18 protein-coding genes and 1 pseudogene are annotated in these 15,679 nt (G+C 58.3%); 5 read left to right on the top strand and 14 right to left on the bottom strand.

All coding sequences use genetic code 11. From position 1 onward, the window contains the following. Positions 1 to 37: 37 nt before the first annotated feature. Both ACKLNA_RS02905 and ACKLNA_RS02900 read right to left on the bottom strand, forming a co-directional pair. On the bottom strand, positions 38 to 235 hold the full coding sequence (locus ACKLNA_RS02905) for a hypothetical protein (protein ID WP_119427404.1): 198 nt from the start codon (positions 233 to 235) through the stop codon (positions 38 to 40). A gap of 5 nt (positions 236 to 240) precedes the next feature. Then, positions 241 to 711 (bottom strand): hypothetical protein, encoded by a 471-nt coding sequence (locus ACKLNA_RS02900; RefSeq protein ID WP_085711422.1) that lies wholly within the window; start codon positions 709 to 711, stop codon positions 241 to 243. A 406-nt stretch (positions 712 to 1,117) separates the two neighbouring features. On the opposite strand from ACKLNA_RS02900, the gene ACKLNA_RS02895 reads away from it, so the two are divergent. Then, a complete protein-coding gene (locus tag ACKLNA_RS02895; RefSeq protein WP_408984797.1) occupies positions 1,118 to 1,366 on the top strand; it encodes a hypothetical protein in 249 nt (82 codons plus the stop codon). Between the two features lie 6 nt (positions 1,367 to 1,372). On the opposite strand, the gene ACKLNA_RS02890 is transcribed toward ACKLNA_RS02895, so the two are convergent. The 4 genes from ACKLNA_RS02890 to ACKLNA_RS02875 form a co-directional block, all read right to left on the bottom strand. After that, complete coding sequence (locus tag ACKLNA_RS02890; protein WP_085711424.1) at positions 1,373 to 1,576, bottom strand: hypothetical protein; 204 nt, start codon at positions 1,574 to 1,576, stop codon at positions 1,373 to 1,375. A gap of 113 nt (positions 1,577 to 1,689) precedes the next feature. Beyond that, complete coding sequence (locus ACKLNA_RS02885; RefSeq protein ID WP_408984796.1) at positions 1,690 to 3,294, bottom strand: methyl-accepting chemotaxis protein; 1,605 nt, start codon at positions 3,292 to 3,294, stop codon at positions 1,690 to 1,692. 228 nt (positions 3,295 to 3,522) lie between these two features. Next, positions 3,523 to 3,927, bottom strand: a complete 405-nt coding sequence (locus ACKLNA_RS02880) for a TraR/DksA C4-type zinc finger protein (RefSeq protein WP_007935965.1) — start codon at positions 3,925 to 3,927, stop codon at positions 3,523 to 3,525. A gap of 554 nt (positions 3,928 to 4,481) precedes the next feature. Then, positions 4,482 to 5,588 (bottom strand): hypothetical protein, encoded by a 1,107-nt coding sequence (locus ACKLNA_RS02875; protein ID WP_408984795.1) that lies wholly within the window; start codon positions 5,586 to 5,588, stop codon positions 4,482 to 4,484. A gap of 165 nt (positions 5,589 to 5,753) precedes the next feature. Here ACKLNA_RS02875 and ACKLNA_RS02870 point away from each other — a divergent pair, with 165 nt between their 5' ends. Together ACKLNA_RS02870 and ACKLNA_RS02865 are read left to right on the top strand one after the other, a co-directional pair. Beyond that, a complete protein-coding gene (locus tag ACKLNA_RS02870) occupies positions 5,754 to 6,359 on the top strand; it encodes a glutathione S-transferase (RefSeq protein WP_408984794.1) in 606 nt (201 codons plus the stop codon). Between the two features lie 2 nt (positions 6,360 to 6,361). Then, positions 6,362 to 7,468, top strand: a complete 1,107-nt coding sequence (locus ACKLNA_RS02865; RefSeq protein WP_408984793.1) for a DNA alkylation repair protein — start codon at positions 6,362 to 6,364, stop codon at positions 7,466 to 7,468. Between the two features lie 132 nt (positions 7,469 to 7,600). On the opposite strand, the gene ACKLNA_RS02860 is transcribed toward ACKLNA_RS02865, so the two are convergent. Continuing rightward, entirely contained in the window at positions 7,601 to 7,870 is a 270-nt protein-coding gene (locus ACKLNA_RS02860) for a hypothetical protein (RefSeq protein ID WP_085610622.1), read from the bottom strand. Between the two features lie 289 nt (positions 7,871 to 8,159). Here ACKLNA_RS02860 and ACKLNA_RS02855 point away from each other — a divergent pair, with 289 nt between their 5' ends. After that, positions 8,160 to 8,519, top strand: a complete 360-nt coding sequence (locus ACKLNA_RS02855; protein ID WP_408984792.1) for a hypothetical protein — start codon at positions 8,160 to 8,162, stop codon at positions 8,517 to 8,519. Between the two features lie 66 nt (positions 8,520 to 8,585). On the opposite strand, the pseudogene ACKLNA_RS02850 reads toward ACKLNA_RS02855, so the two are convergent. After that, positions 8,586 to 8,735: pseudogene (locus tag ACKLNA_RS02850) on the bottom strand (DUF6124 family protein); the annotation flags it as partial. Positions 8,736 to 8,823: 88 nt separating this feature from the next. Between ACKLNA_RS02850 and ACKLNA_RS02845 the strand changes: the two are divergent. Further along, entirely contained in the window at positions 8,824 to 9,402 is a 579-nt protein-coding gene (locus tag ACKLNA_RS02845; RefSeq protein WP_134826368.1) for a DUF4337 domain-containing protein, read from the top strand. A 66-nt stretch (positions 9,403 to 9,468) separates the two neighbouring features. Here ACKLNA_RS02845 and ACKLNA_RS02840 read toward each other — a convergent pair whose 3' ends face one another. The 6 genes from ACKLNA_RS02840 to ACKLNA_RS02815 form a co-directional block, all read right to left on the bottom strand. Next, positions 9,469 to 10,707: a DUF2599 domain-containing protein gene (locus tag ACKLNA_RS02840; RefSeq protein ID WP_408984791.1), complete on the bottom strand. Its 1,239-nt coding sequence runs from the start codon at positions 10,705 to 10,707 to the stop codon at positions 9,469 to 9,471. 50 nt (positions 10,708 to 10,757) lie between these two features. Continuing rightward, positions 10,758 to 12,446, bottom strand: a complete 1,689-nt coding sequence (locus tag ACKLNA_RS02835) for a DUF2599 domain-containing protein (protein ID WP_408984790.1) — start codon at positions 12,444 to 12,446, stop codon at positions 10,758 to 10,760. Positions 12,447 to 12,531: 85 nt separating this feature from the next. Continuing rightward, on the bottom strand, positions 12,532 to 13,017 hold the full coding sequence (locus tag ACKLNA_RS02830) for a GNAT family N-acetyltransferase (protein ID WP_408984789.1): 486 nt from the start codon (positions 13,015 to 13,017) through the stop codon (positions 12,532 to 12,534). A gap of 13 nt (positions 13,018 to 13,030) precedes the next feature. Further along, positions 13,031 to 13,246: a DUF4287 domain-containing protein gene (locus ACKLNA_RS02825; protein WP_408984788.1), complete on the bottom strand. Its 216-nt coding sequence runs from the start codon at positions 13,244 to 13,246 to the stop codon at positions 13,031 to 13,033. Positions 13,247 to 13,331: 85 nt separating this feature from the next. After that, a complete protein-coding gene (locus ACKLNA_RS02820; protein ID WP_408984787.1) occupies positions 13,332 to 14,594 on the bottom strand; it encodes an MFS transporter in 1,263 nt (420 codons plus the stop codon). Positions 14,595 to 14,693: 99 nt separating this feature from the next. Next, positions 14,694 to 15,581 (bottom strand): LysR family transcriptional regulator, encoded by an 888-nt coding sequence (locus ACKLNA_RS02815; RefSeq protein ID WP_408984786.1) that lies wholly within the window; start codon positions 15,579 to 15,581, stop codon positions 14,694 to 14,696. Positions 15,582 to 15,679: the final 98 nt, after the last annotated feature.

Raw genomic sequence — 15,679 nt, 5'->3', positions numbered from 1 at the left:
AGGTTCCTGCTTTTTCAGAGGCACGCCACGGACGAGGCTACTTTTCAGACATTTCCTGCAAGCGTTGAAGCTCGCGTCTGACCATGCTGGCGTATTCCGCAGGCTGCAAAGCGTAGATCTGCGAGGCGACCCAGCCGAGCCAGGCGCCCTTCAATTCAGCCTTCGCATCGAACAGGCGCCGGGCTTCATCGCGGGCGCTGTCGAGGTTCTGCAAATGGAAATCGGCGCGACTCACAGCTGTTACTCGCTGGCCTTGAAGGTCACCAGCTCGCCCTTGCGCCATTTGGCGGCTTTGGCGGTGACGGCTTTCAGGGTCTTGGTCAGGCCTTCCTGCAATTGTTCATTGGCGGCGAACACGGTGACTGCGCTGTGGCCTTCCTTGAACACGATGGCATGGCCGTCGGCCGTGCTGACAAAGGCATAGTCGCCCAGTCCGTACACGGTCATCTTGATCTCGCGAAAACGGATGTCCATCTTGCCGCCTTCACGGCTGGGCAATACGGAAGCGCTGAAGTGATCGCCGACCTTGAGCTTGAGCCCGGGCTTGTCATCGACCACCAATGCGCTTTCGGTGTCGATTTCGGCAACGTAAATGCCTTCAGCGTTTTGCTCGGTGATGTAAACAAAACGTGACTGAAACTGCTTGACCAGCTTTGCCCGCAAATCACCCAGCACGAACAAAGCATGCATATCGAGGTTACTGACTGCCAAAGAAACATCCCCACACTTGAAAGAGTGCCACGCGCGAAAAACGCGCACGACGTTAAAAACGGCCAGGCCGATGGTGTTGCGCAATGACTCGAATAAAAGCCTGAACGGGCAAAGTGCTTGTTCAGCGCGAGGTTCACAAGACTACTGGAATGGCGCTCGCGAAACCTGCAAAGACGTTCTCCAAATGTTGAAGGAAAAAGCTTCACGGTCGGCCAGAGAAAACTGACTACAAACTTTAGGGAAAATACTCACCAAGAAAAGCACTTTTCCGACATATCGCACGCAAAAAATTGCTTTAGATAACGCCATGCCGTCAACAGGTGTTGGCGATTCTAGAGCAGCGACGCTGCTTGCGACTACCCGCAACCGTCTGTAAATGCGGGTCAATCCATGAAAAGGACTTCATATGTGCACTTTGACGCATTTTGCCGTGGCTTACGAACAACCCTTTGTCTTGAATGCCCCAGACCTTGGCACTGACGCCACACCGGAGTCATGTGGTCGGGAACCGAGGTTTCAAGTGATTCCGGCCGGTAACGCCTTTTTCCATATCAGGGAAAAGTCGACCGGCCGCGTAAGAGGTTTCCGTGAGGATCACAATGCCGCCTGTGCGCTTGCCCGCTCGCTGGAATCACGGGTGGCCTACGATCATTAAACGCAATCAGTGCAGGCTGCTACCGGGCTCGTCTTTCAATTGCGCGAGCCACGCAGCCCTGCACTCTTCGGCCTCGTCACGACTGGCGAACGCCGTGCCCCGGCGCTCACCGTTGAGCAACACTACCCAGCAGACACTTTGCCCCATCGCACGCAGCCCGGCCGGAACACCGCTGCCGATCATCACCGCGACATCGACTCTGCATTGCATCCTGACCTCCCAACTTCATTAGCTACCTAACTATGCAGGCATGTTAATGATTTGGATCAAGCGGAAACAGCAACGCGCGTGCACAGCTTCATTGCAATACCGGCAACAATACCTCAGCGCGGGCTCTCGGGTTTGTAGCCCAGGCGCAGCCCGCCCCAGTGCCGCCCCTTGACCATGATCGGCACTGACAAGTCGTGCATCAGCTCGCCGGTATCGCGGGTGTAGGTCTGCAACAGCACCGGTTGCTGATGGCTGCCACAGCGAATGCCGGTGCGATCGGCAAACTTGCGCTTGGTGCGGTTGTGCACGGTATCGGTCTGCACATCGCCGGTCAGCGGCTGGCTGAATGCCTGATTGTGGGTCGGCACATACCCCTGCTGCGTGCAGGCAATGGCGAACACCAGCCCCTCGTGACGCGGCAGCAAGGGCTCCTGAATTGCCGGCAGCACCTGATCGGTATAGCGGTCGAAACGGGTCTGGAACTTGGCAGGCTGAGTGTTCGGGATCGGCTGATACTGGCGATCGAACAAGTCCTCAAGACTGATCCGCCCTTGCTCGACATCGGCCTCGAAACGCGCAGCAATCTGACTCGCACCTTCGCGAGCCAGGTCGTAGATGCGCTGGTGATAGTCATCCAGACCGACTTCGGCCAGGCGCTCGCTGATGGTTTCCGCCTGCCCTTCCATCTGCACTGCCGCTTCGGCCAGACGCCGGGTCTGTTGGTCGCTGATCGCCAGATCGCTGCGCATTTGCTCGATGGCGGTGAAAAGACTGTCGAGCTGTTCGCGATTGGTTTCGGCGCCCCGGGCGATTTCGCCGACCTGGTTTTCAACTCCCGCCGCCAGTCGCGCGATGTTTTCCAGGTGCTGACCGGTGTGTTCGACCTGCTCGACACCGGTGTGCAAATCGTCGGAGAGCTGGCGAATCTGCTCCACCACCTGCGCGGTGCGCTGCTGAATGTCGGCAACCATCTCGCCCACCTCACCGGTGGCCGTCGCCGTACGAGCGGCGAGACCACGCACCTCATCTGCCACCACCGCAAAACCGCGACCGTGCTCCCCGGCCCGGGCCGCTTCGATGGCAGCGTTCAGTGCCAGAAGATTGGTCTGGCTGGCAATCGACTGAATCACCAGGGTCACGCGCTGAATGTCATCGCTGCGCTCGCTCAAGGCTTCGATCAGTTCGCGGCTGGCATTGGCGCGCTGGCTGAGTTGATGCATGCGCGAAATAGAGTCGACCAGTTCGGTGCGCCCCGCTGCGCTGCTGTGATGGGCTTCGCTCGCGGCGCCCAGCGCTTCGCGGCTGAGTTGGGAAGTGGCTTGTTCAGTGGCAATCATCACTTCGGCGTTATTGACGATCTGTGCGGCAGCATCGAGTTGCGACTGCAGTTTGCCGGCCAGTTCCTTGACGGAAAACGCCACGCCGGCGGCTGACAGCGCGTTATGACTGGTGGTGTAGGAAAGGTCGCGCGTCAGCTCGGACATCGCGTTGCTGCTATCGACCGGTTGCGCATCGGGGACAGCACGGGAGCGCAGGCGCGGCAGCCAGACAATCAGCACCGCCAGCGGCATGCCCACGTATAACGGCCATTCGCCGAAGGTCATCCCGGCCAGCAACAGCATCAGGGCGATGCTTTGCAGGGTCGGCGACAGCCAGCGATTCTTCGGCAAAACAACTGGTGCAGGCAGAGCCGCAACCAGAGATCCATCTCTCGTCATTTTGTTACCCCACGCTTGTTCTCATTGTTGTGACTGCATTAAACGCCACTACAAGGCCATTATCCATGGTCCGTTAGTCGTGGGTCTGTGGCAGGTCAATGGAACGGCGCGGGGATTTCCAGCAGACGAGAAAAAGCAAAGATCGCAGCCTTCTGCCGCTTTGAACAAAAGCTGCAGAAGGCTGCGATCTTTTCGCGACGACCCGCATTGAAGGGGTCGCCTCAGGAATCAGGCCTGACGCTGGTGCTTGTCGATCTGCTCGTGACGCTCTTGAGCTTCGATGCAGTACTTGGTGGTCGGGCTGATCAGCAGGCGTTTCAGGCCGATAGGCTCGCCGCTGTCGTCGCACCAGCCAAAGCTGTCTTCCTTGATACGCTCAAGGGCTTGTTCCAGTTGAGGCAGCATGCGCTGGTCGCGATCGATCGCGTTTACCAGCCAGGTGCGCTCTTCTTCCACCGAGGCGGCGTCCGCCGGGTCAGCCGGAGTGTCCAGGCTCTCGATGGCAATACGGTTTTGCTCAATGCGCTCGTGGGTTTCGACTTTCATGTTCTGCAACAGCTCGCTGAAGAAAGCGTGTTGCTCGGCATTCATGTAGTCATCTGCCGGCATGGCCAGCAACTTGTCCTTTGTCATTGATATCTCTATAAAAAAACGTGCATTAAGGCGAATTAGGGAGCGTTCCGGCGAACCGCCTGCGGTCATCGGAAAGGCATCGTTTATTGCAAACGCCACCCGGCACTCAATTTACGAAGGGGCGGCAGTCTAAGGCCCGTTTGAGGCCTCAGCAACTCTAAATAGCGGGAATTTGTCCGACAAAGCCCGGAAACGGCTCTGACGCAGGCTTCACGGCGCTCATCGGAGTGCGTTTATAGCAAGAAATTCAGTCGAGCGGCTGTATATAGAAGACAAACGGCGGATGAGCGGCGCTTTGTCGCATTTCTTTCCAGCCATGTAGCCCTTCATTGCATCGTTTCAGCCCCATTCACGCCGCGGCCCTGTTCCCGTCAAGGAAGTGAATTTGCGTTTCACTCCCTTTGCGCAATGCTGTGGGTATGTAGAGCACTGCCTCTCAAGATGGCGTCTCGAGCGGGATTGAAAACCCAGGAGATTCACGAATGGGCGGATGTCGTGGGCCGACTCCAGAAAGGCGACTTGCCCAAACGCGCAAAGGCACCTGTGCATCGTGATCAGAACGGGCCACGATCCGCTTCGGTCATGGCACTTTCCGGACGGAAAAGACAAATAAAATAAGGTTCGACCTCTTCCCATTTCATGTGCTTATCCTTCATGTCCCTGAGCGCCTTTCCCACATCGATAAGATTCGGTGTAGGCGTATAGGTCATTTGCCGAGTGACCTCCTTCATTTCATCCTTCAGCCCATGTTTCTTCGAGTCCTGGCCGACATAGGTATAAAACTTCACGGCCTGACCGGGACTGTCGTACCGCGTTTTTTCGCAGCCATGGCCATCGGGGTCATGCCGAGCCATATGGGCCTCGGAATAACTGTCCTGAACCATATGCAGCAGGGTCCCAAAGGCAAATTCTCGGTAATCCTTGTTGTAACCGGCCTCGCCTTTGAAAAAAATGCTTTGAACCGTTTCCCTCAAACCGAAAAAGTCCATTAGCCTTGGTATTTTGACAGAAGCTTCGGAAATGCTGGTGCCTCGACCGTATTCACTGGAGGTAACTCGCCAGACAAATTGAGCCCACATCATAACGTTATCGTAGGTTTCACCCGCGCGCTCTCCGGGACGGGACGCCATCGCGTGCAAAAACTGCAAGTCGCCGAAATGCGACCTGAGAAGCATAGAGTACTGCTCTGATTTATCGGGTTGATACTTGTAAAGCACTGAGCCTTTTTCGGCTGTCGCCTTCTTTTTGCCGTCGCTGAAGACCGAAGCCCAGCAACTCCCTTCCATGGGGAGCTGTACGTAAACATTCTTGCAGCCTGACAACGATGTATCAGTCAACCGAAATGGCGGATTATCATTCCAACGCACACCCGCCAGAACGGCCATCGGGGCCGCAGGCTGCATGAAACTGTTGCCGACGGTGATTGCACAGGCCTTGTCAGTCTCACAGCCGTAGATACGGTTGGTGATGGTTTCATGGACAGGATGGGTGAATTGCTCAATCCCCCAGAAACCGACCGCGTTCATTTTTCTGCGCCAGACAACATCATCGGAAATGTCGATCAGATTTTCTCCGTTTTTAACCTCCGGACGCAGTTGAAATGCAGAAGCAGGAACAGCTACCGTCAGCGCAATTGAAAGACCCAGCATTATCCATTTCATTATGTGCTCCATCGGCAAAGTGCCACCACTAGGCTTAGCCGAAGCAAAACGGTACTGCAAACATAAAACGGCTTTTCTTTTCACCTTAAAGATTGATGGACAACATCATTGATTGGATGCGCGATCCTCGTCTGTCTCAACGACATCAAATGCATGGAGCCATAAATGAAACTGATCGGCATGCTGGACTCCCCTTATGTACGCCGCGTGGCGATCTCCGCCAGGTGCCTGGGGATCGAACTGGAACATGACCCGGTGTCGGTGTTTCGCCACTTCGAGCGCTTCCAGCAGATCAACCCGGTGGTCAAGGCGCCGACCCTGGTCCTCGACAATGGCGAAGTACTGATCGACTCGACGCTGATCCTCGACTACTTCGAAGCGCTGTCCGGCAAAACCCTGCTGCCCACCGACCTGCCGCAACGGGTACAAGCCCTGCGCCTGATCGGCCTCGGCCTCGCCGCCTGCGAAAAAGCCGTGCAGCTCTACTACGAACGCAACCTGCGCCCGGCCGACATTCAATATCAGCCGTGGGTCGAACGCGTCGAAGGCCAACTCGCCGCCGCTTTCACCGCCCTCGAACATGAACTGCAAAAACATCCACTGCCCACCGATGGCACCCTCCAACAGGACGGCATCACCCTCGCCATCGCCTGGAGCTTCACCGGCCTCGTTGTCCCCGATCAGATCGACGCCCAACGCTTCCCGCGCATCGCCCAGTACACCGAGTACGCCGAAGGCCTCCAAGCGTTCATCAGCACCCCGATGAACTGACCATGAGCACGACCGAAACCGCCGCCCCGGCCCTGAAAGAAATCTTCAACGCCGAACGCCTGCAACACATCGCCCGCGAAATGAGCGCCGTGTACCCGGCGTTCAAGGCCAAGGCCTTTCTCAAGCATGCCAACGACGGCCTCGCCGACCTTTCGGTCATGCAGCGAATGGCCCGCGTCAGCGAAAGCCTGCACGCCGTGCTGCCACTGGACTACACAGACTCCCTCACCGTACTGCGCGAACTCGCCCCACGTCTGAACAGCGGCTTCGTCAGCATGAGCCTGCCGCACTACGTCGCGAGCTACGGCGCGCACGCATTCGACACCTCGATGGAAGCCCTGAAGTACTTCACCACCTTCGGCTCCTCCGAATTCGCCATCCGCCACTTCCTGCGCAGCGACCTGGAACGCTCGCTGGAACTGATGCACGACTGGGCCCGAGACGAAAACCACCACGTCCGAAGACTCGCCAGCGAAGGCAGCCGCCCTCGTCTGCCGTGGTCGTTTCGCCTGGAACCGGTACAGGCTGATCCGCGCTTGGCCGCCGGGATTCTTGAGCGGTTGAAGGCCGATGAGAGTTTGTACGTACGCAAGTCCGTGGCGAATCATTTGAATGACGTGACCAAGGAACACCCGGAATGGGTGCTGGATACGGTTGAGGGATGGGCGCTGGAAAACAAACACACCGCGTGGATTGCCAAACATGCGCTGCGGAGTTTGATCAAACAGGGGGATTTGCGGGCGCTCACTGTTATCGGTGCGGGGGCGAAGGCTGAGGTCGAGTTGCTGGATGTGAAGGTGGAACCGGCGGTTGTGCGGCTTGGGGAGACGATCACTTTGTCATTCACCGTGCGGTCATTGGTGCCGGTAGAACAGCGGTTGGTGATTGATTATGCGATTGACTATGTGAAGGCGAATGGCGGGACTTCGGCCAAGGTTTTCAAGTTGAAGACGTTGGTGTTGGCGGGGTTTGGGAGTGAGGTTGTGGCGCGTAGGCAGGTGATCAAGGACTTCACCACGCGCAAGCATTATGCGGGGGAGCATGCGGTGCATGTGGTGGTTAATGGAGAGCGGTTGGGGAGTTCTGCCGTTAACATCCTCACTTCATAGTTATAAAAGACAGTTTGGCCCTTTTGGCTCGGAATCGAGTTTATGCGTTGAGTTCCTGATCCAGCACCTGACTCACAACCAGCGCTGGTGCGCACTCACCACACAAGTCACGCACCAGGCCCATTTGAGCAGTTACCACTGGCCGCTTGCGAGACAGCCGACGATTTCCCAACCGCTGTATTCCCACCAGGAATATCGATCATCGGAGCAACTTCTGGCCAGACTGGCCATGTGGATTTCACCCGCTGTTTGTTGGGTACCGAAAGGCGTGCCAATAGAAGCTGTTACTTGATTGACAGTTTGAGGAGCCTTGAGGGTGGTCGGATGTACGGAAGCATTCGCGACGGTGGCGGTGAAAGCAAGCGTTGCGGATACGGCCAGAGCAGTGATGGACTTTTTCATTTTCGAATCCTTTCAGTTATCTGACATGCGGCTTGTGCATTGGCCTGACCTGCCTTAATCAATAATCTGAACAGATCGGGCGCTCGTAAAAAGCCTACCACCGCGCTGCCGGCTGCACAGTCGCTCAACTGTGCTATTGACAAGCTGATGGAGTGAGAGGAGAGATCTTTTCGAACGCTCAAGACTCGGGCAACGCGCCGGGTTCTTTTCCTGTCTATCACCCTGCGTGCAATGGTGACGCCAAGCCCCGAATGATAAGGTTCAGCCTCAAAATCACGGACGACACCTCGTGCACAAACGATCTCTTGCTGCAGCCGCGATAACCTTCACCATCAGTCTTTCCGCTCTTGCCTCTCCTGTTCCGCAGGAAGAGCTCGAAGAGTGCCAGCGAATAGAAAACTCGGCCAAACAGGTCATGAAAAGCAGGCAGCAAGGCGCGCCCATGGATTCGGTGTGGGAACTGGCCGAAGCGGCAGGCAAGCAGAGCGAGTATGTGGGTGAGTTGTTCAAGACGCTGATTCGCGAGGCGTACGCGATTCCTCAGTACTCAAGCGAGAGCTTGCAGCAGAAAGCGATCAGCGATTTCCATTCCAATTTCTACAAGGCTTGCATCGTGACGGCGGAAAAGCGAGCAGGCGCCAACGGCTGAGCGCATGGAACAAAAAGGGAGCAGATTCAGGTAATGGATCTGCTCCCTTTTACTTGAGCGCAGCCTCTACGCTTTCAGCTCAACCTTATCCAGCGCCTGATTCACGGCCAGCCCTGCGACCATGACCACTTGTGCGATGCCCAGTGCGGTTTTGCGGTGGGCGGGTTCGAGGATGGCGGCGAAGTTGCTGAGCATTTCGCTGACGGAATCGAGGGATTATCTGACCACCAGTCCCCTGTGTCTAAAAAACCGGCCACCCTGCATAATCCGCGCAAACTCCCTCATCAACCCAAGTCCGACCGTCATGCCTGAAGAGTTCGAAGTCCCCAGTCCTCACGAACAACACGTTGAACACACCACCCATCATGCCCACGCAAAAGGCGATCGCTTTGCAAGCAAGATCGCGGTCATGACGGCGATCATGGCGACGGTCGGCGCCTTGATGAGCTATCAGGCCGGTTCGACGGAGAGCGAGGCGGCCATGGACAAAAACAACGCGGCCATCCAGAAGACCGAAGCCGCCAACGAGTGGAACTACTATCAGGCCAAGTCCAGTCGGCAGAACCTGTCGGAGCTGGCCAGCCATCTTCCGGGGCTGGACTCCGCTCATTACGTTGCCGAGGCGCGGCGCTATGCGGAGCAGAAAGAGGAAGCCCGCAAAAAGGCAGAAACACTTGAGCTGCAGGCGAAAGAGTGGGACGAGAAGTCGGAACAGGTCCTGCACCAGCATCACCGCTGGGCCCAGGCCATGACCGCGATTCAAATCGCCATTTCACTGGCGGCCATCACCCTGCTGACGCGCAAGGAATGGCTCAGGCGCGTCTCGTTTGGCGCGGCGGGTTTGGGGGTCATGTTGGGCTCACTGGCCTGGCTGCATATTTGAGTCTTGAAAATCCTGCCTGCCGATACCTGAAGCATCGGCAGACCGGATTCCCACCCTTCAATAACCTCAGAAAGGATTACACCGCTGCGCCACCGCCGTCGCCTGATCCACATACGGCCGCGCAGGCTCAAGGTTCCACTCCGGCTTGTTCCTCACAGGCTTGCCATCAAACGTCGCCGCCAGGTGACAAACCATCTGCCGGCGCATCGAGCCGCCGTTGACGCTGTACATCCGCCATTGCTCATCGTCCTTATGTTTGTTGTACAACTCGGCAAACATCCGGTCGGTCTGGTCATCCTTGATCGCACGGCCACACGCGGTGGGTACGACTTGCAGTGACCAGGTTTTCGGCCCGAGTTTCGGGTCATCGCGCTGGGCCCAGGTGCTGGACTCGATGTATTTGTCGCAGAACTGCTGGGCCGGTGGCGCTGCGGTCTGGATGCAGGAGAACGTGGCTTTGCCGTTGGGGGTTTTCGGGAAGTCGATCTTGACGATGTTGCGGTCCTTGCCGGTCCTGGCTTTGTAGTCGCGCTGGTTGGCCAGGGCGTCGTTCAAGCCTCGTTGGTCGCTGTAGAAAAAGGCCAGGATCGGCAGCTCATCGGTCTTCGGATTGCCCAGACGCAGTTCGGTCTGGGTCTGGAACTCACGTGTGTTGATGACGCGCCGGGCGCCCATGAAGTTCTGGAACGCGTTGACCCGATCCTGGCTGCTCATCGGGTTGCGCATGTTGAAGCCGCATTGCAACTGGTCTTGCTGACGGTTGTTGTTGAACTTGGTGAAGTGTGCGACCCAGGCGTTGACGTTGGTGATTGGCGGGGCCATGGACTGGCAGACCGCTTCGGTCTGGCTGGTGTTCTTGTTGTTGCCGCAGCCACGATCGTCGCGGAAGTCGGTCCAGGCATCGTTGGGAAACGCGCAGTAGACGTGCACCGGGGTTTCCGGGTCGCGCACCATGTCGACCGGGGTGATGATGTAGCCGTTCTGGGTGCTCATGCCGGGATCTTCGTAGCTGATGCCATCGGCCCGCATGTAGGACGCGGCGAACGTGCCCAGTTCTACCGCTTTGGGGCTGGGGTTCCAGACATCCCACTTCTGCCCTTTTGCCGGATCGGCGCGATGAGTGCCGCGAATCAGCAATCCCGAACAGTCCGATGCCGGGTCCTTGCCGCAACTGGCGGTGGTGTTGTTGTACAAGGTTTCAACGCGTTTGAGCGTGTCTGCGCACGATTCGGCACTGGCCGAAGTCGCCTGCAGGAACAACGGCAACGCAAGCAGCGGGACGATCCTGTTCAAGCGTTCTTTCATGACGTGCTTCTCCCGGATTGTTCTTCTCGACTTCCCTGTTTGAAACCGAGTTAACGCGCCACCGGATTGCACCCCGCCGCCCGGGTCTCGGCGTCCGAAAGCGCAGGCCGGAAGGGTTCAAGATTCCATGGCGTCTTGGCGCGGTAATTCACCAGTACGCAGTTCAATTGCTGGCGCATGCTGCCGGCAGATTTCTCGTTGTCGCGCCAGTTGCCATCGGCGCCCCTGAGGGCGAACAACTGCTGGTACAAGGTATCGATCTGTTCGTTCGGCAAGGCGCGCCCGGCGGCTGTCGGCACGACGCTCAAGGTCCACTCGTCCTGACGGGTGCCCGGGTCGTAGCGTTTGACCCAGTCGGCAGAGGCGATGTATTGCGGCGCCTTGGCCGGCAACGGATTGCATCCGGCCTTGGCGGCTTCTTGTGGGCTGACGACGGGGCGGAACGGTTCCAGGTTCCACTCGGTTTTGCCCGGGTAGTTCTGCACCAGACAACTGAGTTGCTGACGCATGCTGCCGGGGGATTTTTCGTTGTCGCGCCACTGGCTGTCGGCACCGCGCAAAGCGAACAGTTCCTTGTACAACGCTTCCTGATCGCTGGCCTGAATCGCCTTGCCCTGAGCGGTGGGCGTGACGTTGAGCGTCCATTCGTTCTTGCCGGTACCGGGATCGTGGCGTTCGACCCAATTGGCCGACGCAATGTAGCGAGACGTCACCGGTGCAGGCTGGCCATTGCCCGCAGTTGTCAGATCAATCGCCTGATCCGCCGCCACATAACTAAAGCGCTGCTCCGGCGGTTTGGTGAAATCCAGCCGCAGGATCGGCACGCTGTAACCCTGGGCCTGGAGTTTCTTCTGGAAATTGCGCGCACTGTTCAGGCCGTTTTCCGGTTTGGGCGGCGCCTGATCGCCACGGGTGGCGAAGTTTTGTGTGCTGTTGACGTTGTAGATGAAGGCATCGATGTACTTCATGTTTTCGCTGCCATCGTTGGTGGCCGAGGCGTTCTTCAACATGAATTCGTTGACCTGCGCACTGAAGGCGAAGGGGTCTTTGTTGGTGGTATTCACCCGCGATTCGTGGACGCGGATCATCGCGTTCCAGTCGCTGGGTTTCTCCGCGTTCCAGGAACACTGGCTGTACTGGATCGGCCCTTTCATCAGCCCGGTGTACTTGCTGGTCCACTGTTCGGCGGTGCTCACGCCCGCCTCCGCGCAGGTGCCGTAGGCCAGCGCGGCGTTCCTGTTGTTCATCGGTGGCTGGGCGGCGCGCGGCGGTTCGCGACTGTCGAAAAAGCCGCAGCCATACCACTTGCGCTCGGGCCCGGTGCCGCCATCGAAGGCGTAGATGCAAGTGAAGCCCTGCTCCTTGACCGGCAGCTTCAACGCCGCCGCATCGGTAGGTGTGCGAAGGATCAACCCGGCCGGGTGAATGAGGATCCGCGTGCTCAGATCCTTGCGAATCCACGAGTAGGACGTCGCACCGATCTTGATCGCGTAAGGGCTGTAGTCCCACGGGTTGAACGGCCCGTCGTTGACCATGCGCAGGGTCACACCGCTGCAGTAGTAATGCCCGCGAGCGGCGCCGGTATCGGGCTCCTGGCATGCGTCCTTGAGGGTGTTGTAGTTGCGGTTGATGCGGTTCAGGGTTTCCAGCGGATCAAGCGGTGGCTGGGCCGCCACGGCGCTGAATGCCAGGGGCAGAAACAGGCTCAGGATAAAAGGCGAACGAACGGCTGCACGCATAACCGACACTCCTTGTCGTGCGAGATGACACTTCCATGAACAGCAGCGTAGTAAGCACAACCCTGACGGTCAAACCGATAGTGGATCAGGCCGGACTTCTGTTGCGCCTCATATGAATCAACGCCGTCCGCCCTCCACCCGGCGAAGCACGCTCCTCGATATCAAACGGCACAAACCCCAGCGTCGGATACAGCAGCAACCCGGCCGTGTTTTCATTGAAACAGGACAACTGCACTTCCTTCGCCTCCCAACGTTCGAAGGCCAGCTCAGCCATGGTCTCGACAATAAATCGCGCCACACCTTTACCCCGGGCACTCGGCGCGACAATCACATTGCCGATGCAGCAGATGCCGTGACGCTCGGCGCGATAGAAGTTGGCGAAGCCGACAATCTCGCCATCGGCCTCAACCACCGTGGAGTCGAAGCGCTGACTGATCGCGACGCTCATCTGCGCTTCCGTCAACGGAAATTCCGCCTTCGGGAACATGAAATACAACTCCTGAACGCCCTGCGGAAAACCGCAGATGGTTTTGACGTCATCGGCCTTCACTGGCCTGTGTTTCAAGTTCATGGCTGCCCTGCCCTCACTTTTTAACGCTGGCCAGATGATGGGCGACCAGTGCGTTCGCATGCCCGTGACCCATGCCGTGTTCGGTCTTGAGCCAGGCGACCAGTTCCATGTGTTTTTTGTCGGTGATGCTGGTCAGCAGCTTCAACCAATGGTCAATCGGTTGGCCGTACTTCTTTTCAATCGAAGGAAAGTAGGACGCCGGGCCTTTTACTTGGGTGTCGTCGGTCATGCTGCAAGCTCCCTGTTTGCGACGGAGTTTTATGAACTCACAGATTGAAGGCCAGGTTGGTCACGTCGTCCAGTGCAAGCATGCGTCAGGGTGCAACGATCGGCGGCACAGGTCCTGGCAACCCGTCAGGTTCAGCACCGGACCGCGATCCCGTCTCCGGCACTGCCACCCAAAGCAGCACCAGCGCCACCATAGCCACCGCCGCCAACGTCAGAAACGCAGCGCTGTACCCCGCCTCCTGAACCACAACCCCCGCCAGGCTGTTGCTCAACGCCGCGCCCAGGCCAAACACCGTCGAAATCGCCCCGAGGCTGACGTTGAAATGCCCGGTCCCCAGCGTCAGGTCTTTCACCACCACCGGAAACAGCGCACCGAAAATCCCCGCGCCGATGCCATCGAGCAGTTGCACCGAAACCAGCCACCACGGATCGTTGGACAGCACATACAACACACCGCGCAATGGCAGGATCAGGAATCCCGCCAGCAGCAACGGCTTGCGCCCCCACACATCGGCCTTCGCGCTCACCAGCAACGCGACCGGCACCATCACCATTTGCGCCGCGACGATGCAGGCGGACGTGAGCGGCGTGGCCATCTGCAGATTGGCCTGCGCCAGTTTCTGACTCACCAGCGGCAGCATCGCCGCGTTCGCCAGATGGAACAGCGCACAGCAAATCGCGAACATCAGCAGCGGCCGGTTGGTGAGCAACACTGACAGCCCCGAAGGCTGCTTGCCCTGCCCCGCTTCGCTGGGTGAAAGACCTCGGGCGAGATCGTGATCAATGGCGTCGGCCGATACGAACGAGACGGCAATCACACTGGCCAGCGCCATGACCGCCATCAAATAAAACACCGCGACGGGGCCGAACAGATACGCGAACAAACCGGCCAACAGTGCCGCACAGGCATTGCCGGCGTGGTTGAAGGTTTCGTTGCGCCCGGTTCTTCGCGTAAAGGCGCGAGGCCCGGTGATCCCGAGGGTGATCGCGCAGATGGCCGGGGCGAAGATCGAAGCGGCAGCGGCACTGATGGCTTGCGTCACGGCCACGAGGCTGAATGAGGTCACGAACGGCAGCAGCAGACAACTTCCCGTGACCACCAGCGCAGCAATCGCGATCAGTGCCCGTTTGGAACAAGTGCTGTCGACCAACGCACCCGCCGGGGTTTGGGTGATGAGCGCGGCGATTCCGGCAATCGTCATGACCAGACCGATGCTCGCCGGCTCCCAGTGGTGAACCGCCAACAGATAAATCGCCAGATAAGGACCGAGCCCGTCACGCACGTCGGCGAGGAAGAAATTCAGGCTGTCGAGGGACAGGTTATTGCGGCGATCGAGGTGAGTAGCCACGGCATGCGTCTTCGTTGTCGAGGTTCTGCGAGATGACTCAACCTCTGCAAATCGAATGACCTTTTGCCGGGCGTTTTAGTTGCATGAAACAGCCGTCCTTTACTGGCCCATCAACAGTTCGCGCTCGCCTTCACACAACCCCACCACATAATCCCAAACCACCCGCAACCGCACCGACTTGTGCAACTCCCGCCGCGTGCTGATCCAGTAACTGCGCTCGATGCTCTCGTCCGGCAACAGCGCCACCAGATCCGGATCCGACGCCGCCATGTAGCAAGGCAACACCGCAATTCCCAACCCCGAGCGCGCCGCCTGCTGCTGGGCGATCACGCTGGTGCTGTGAAACACCACACGCGGATTGCGGCAGAAACTGTTGAGAAACATCAGCTCCTGACTGAACAGCAGATCATCGACATAGCCGATCCACGCATGCCGGCCAAGATCCTCACGACTGCGCAGCGGCGGCGCATTGTCGAGGTAAGTGCGGCTGGCATAGAGCGCGAGCCGGTAATCGGTGAGTTTGCGGGTGACCAGCATGTCCGCCGCCGGCCGTTCCAGGTGAATACTGATTTCCGCCTCGCGGTTGAGGATGCTGACGAAGCGCGGCACGGCAACCAGTTCCACTTCCAGTCCCGGATAGCGCTCGAACAACCCGATCATGCGGCTGGCCAAAAACATGATGCCCAGCCCTTCCGTCACGCCAACGCGGATCTTGCCCAGCGGCGCCGTGGACTGGGTGATTTCTTCCTGAGCCAACAACGCGACGTTTTCCATGGCCTCGGCATGCTTGAGCAGCGCCTCCCCCGCCGGGGTCATTTCGTAGCCTTGGGCGTGCTGGACGAACAGCGCGGTGCCGAGGCTTTTTTCGATGGCTTCGATATGCCGGGCGACCGTGGCGTGGGTGGTGTTCAGGCGGCGGGCGGCGGTAAGCAACCGGCCGCTGCGTTGCAACTCAAGAAAGAACCGCAGGTCGTTCCAGTCGAACATGGCTTGTCCTTGTCGGCTATCGTCATTAAGCGCTGTTTGAAAACGCACAGCGGCTGCGCAAAAACTAACATTCTTTTGACGAAAGCTAACAACTAGGA

The organism is Pseudomonas sp. UV AK001, assembly GCF_046097675.1.
Classification (GTDB): Bacteria; Pseudomonadota; Gammaproteobacteria; order Pseudomonadales; family Pseudomonadaceae; genus Aquipseudomonas; species Aquipseudomonas kribbensis.
Note: the sequence above shows the minus strand (reverse complement) of the source record. Positions and strands in the feature narration are given on the sequence as shown.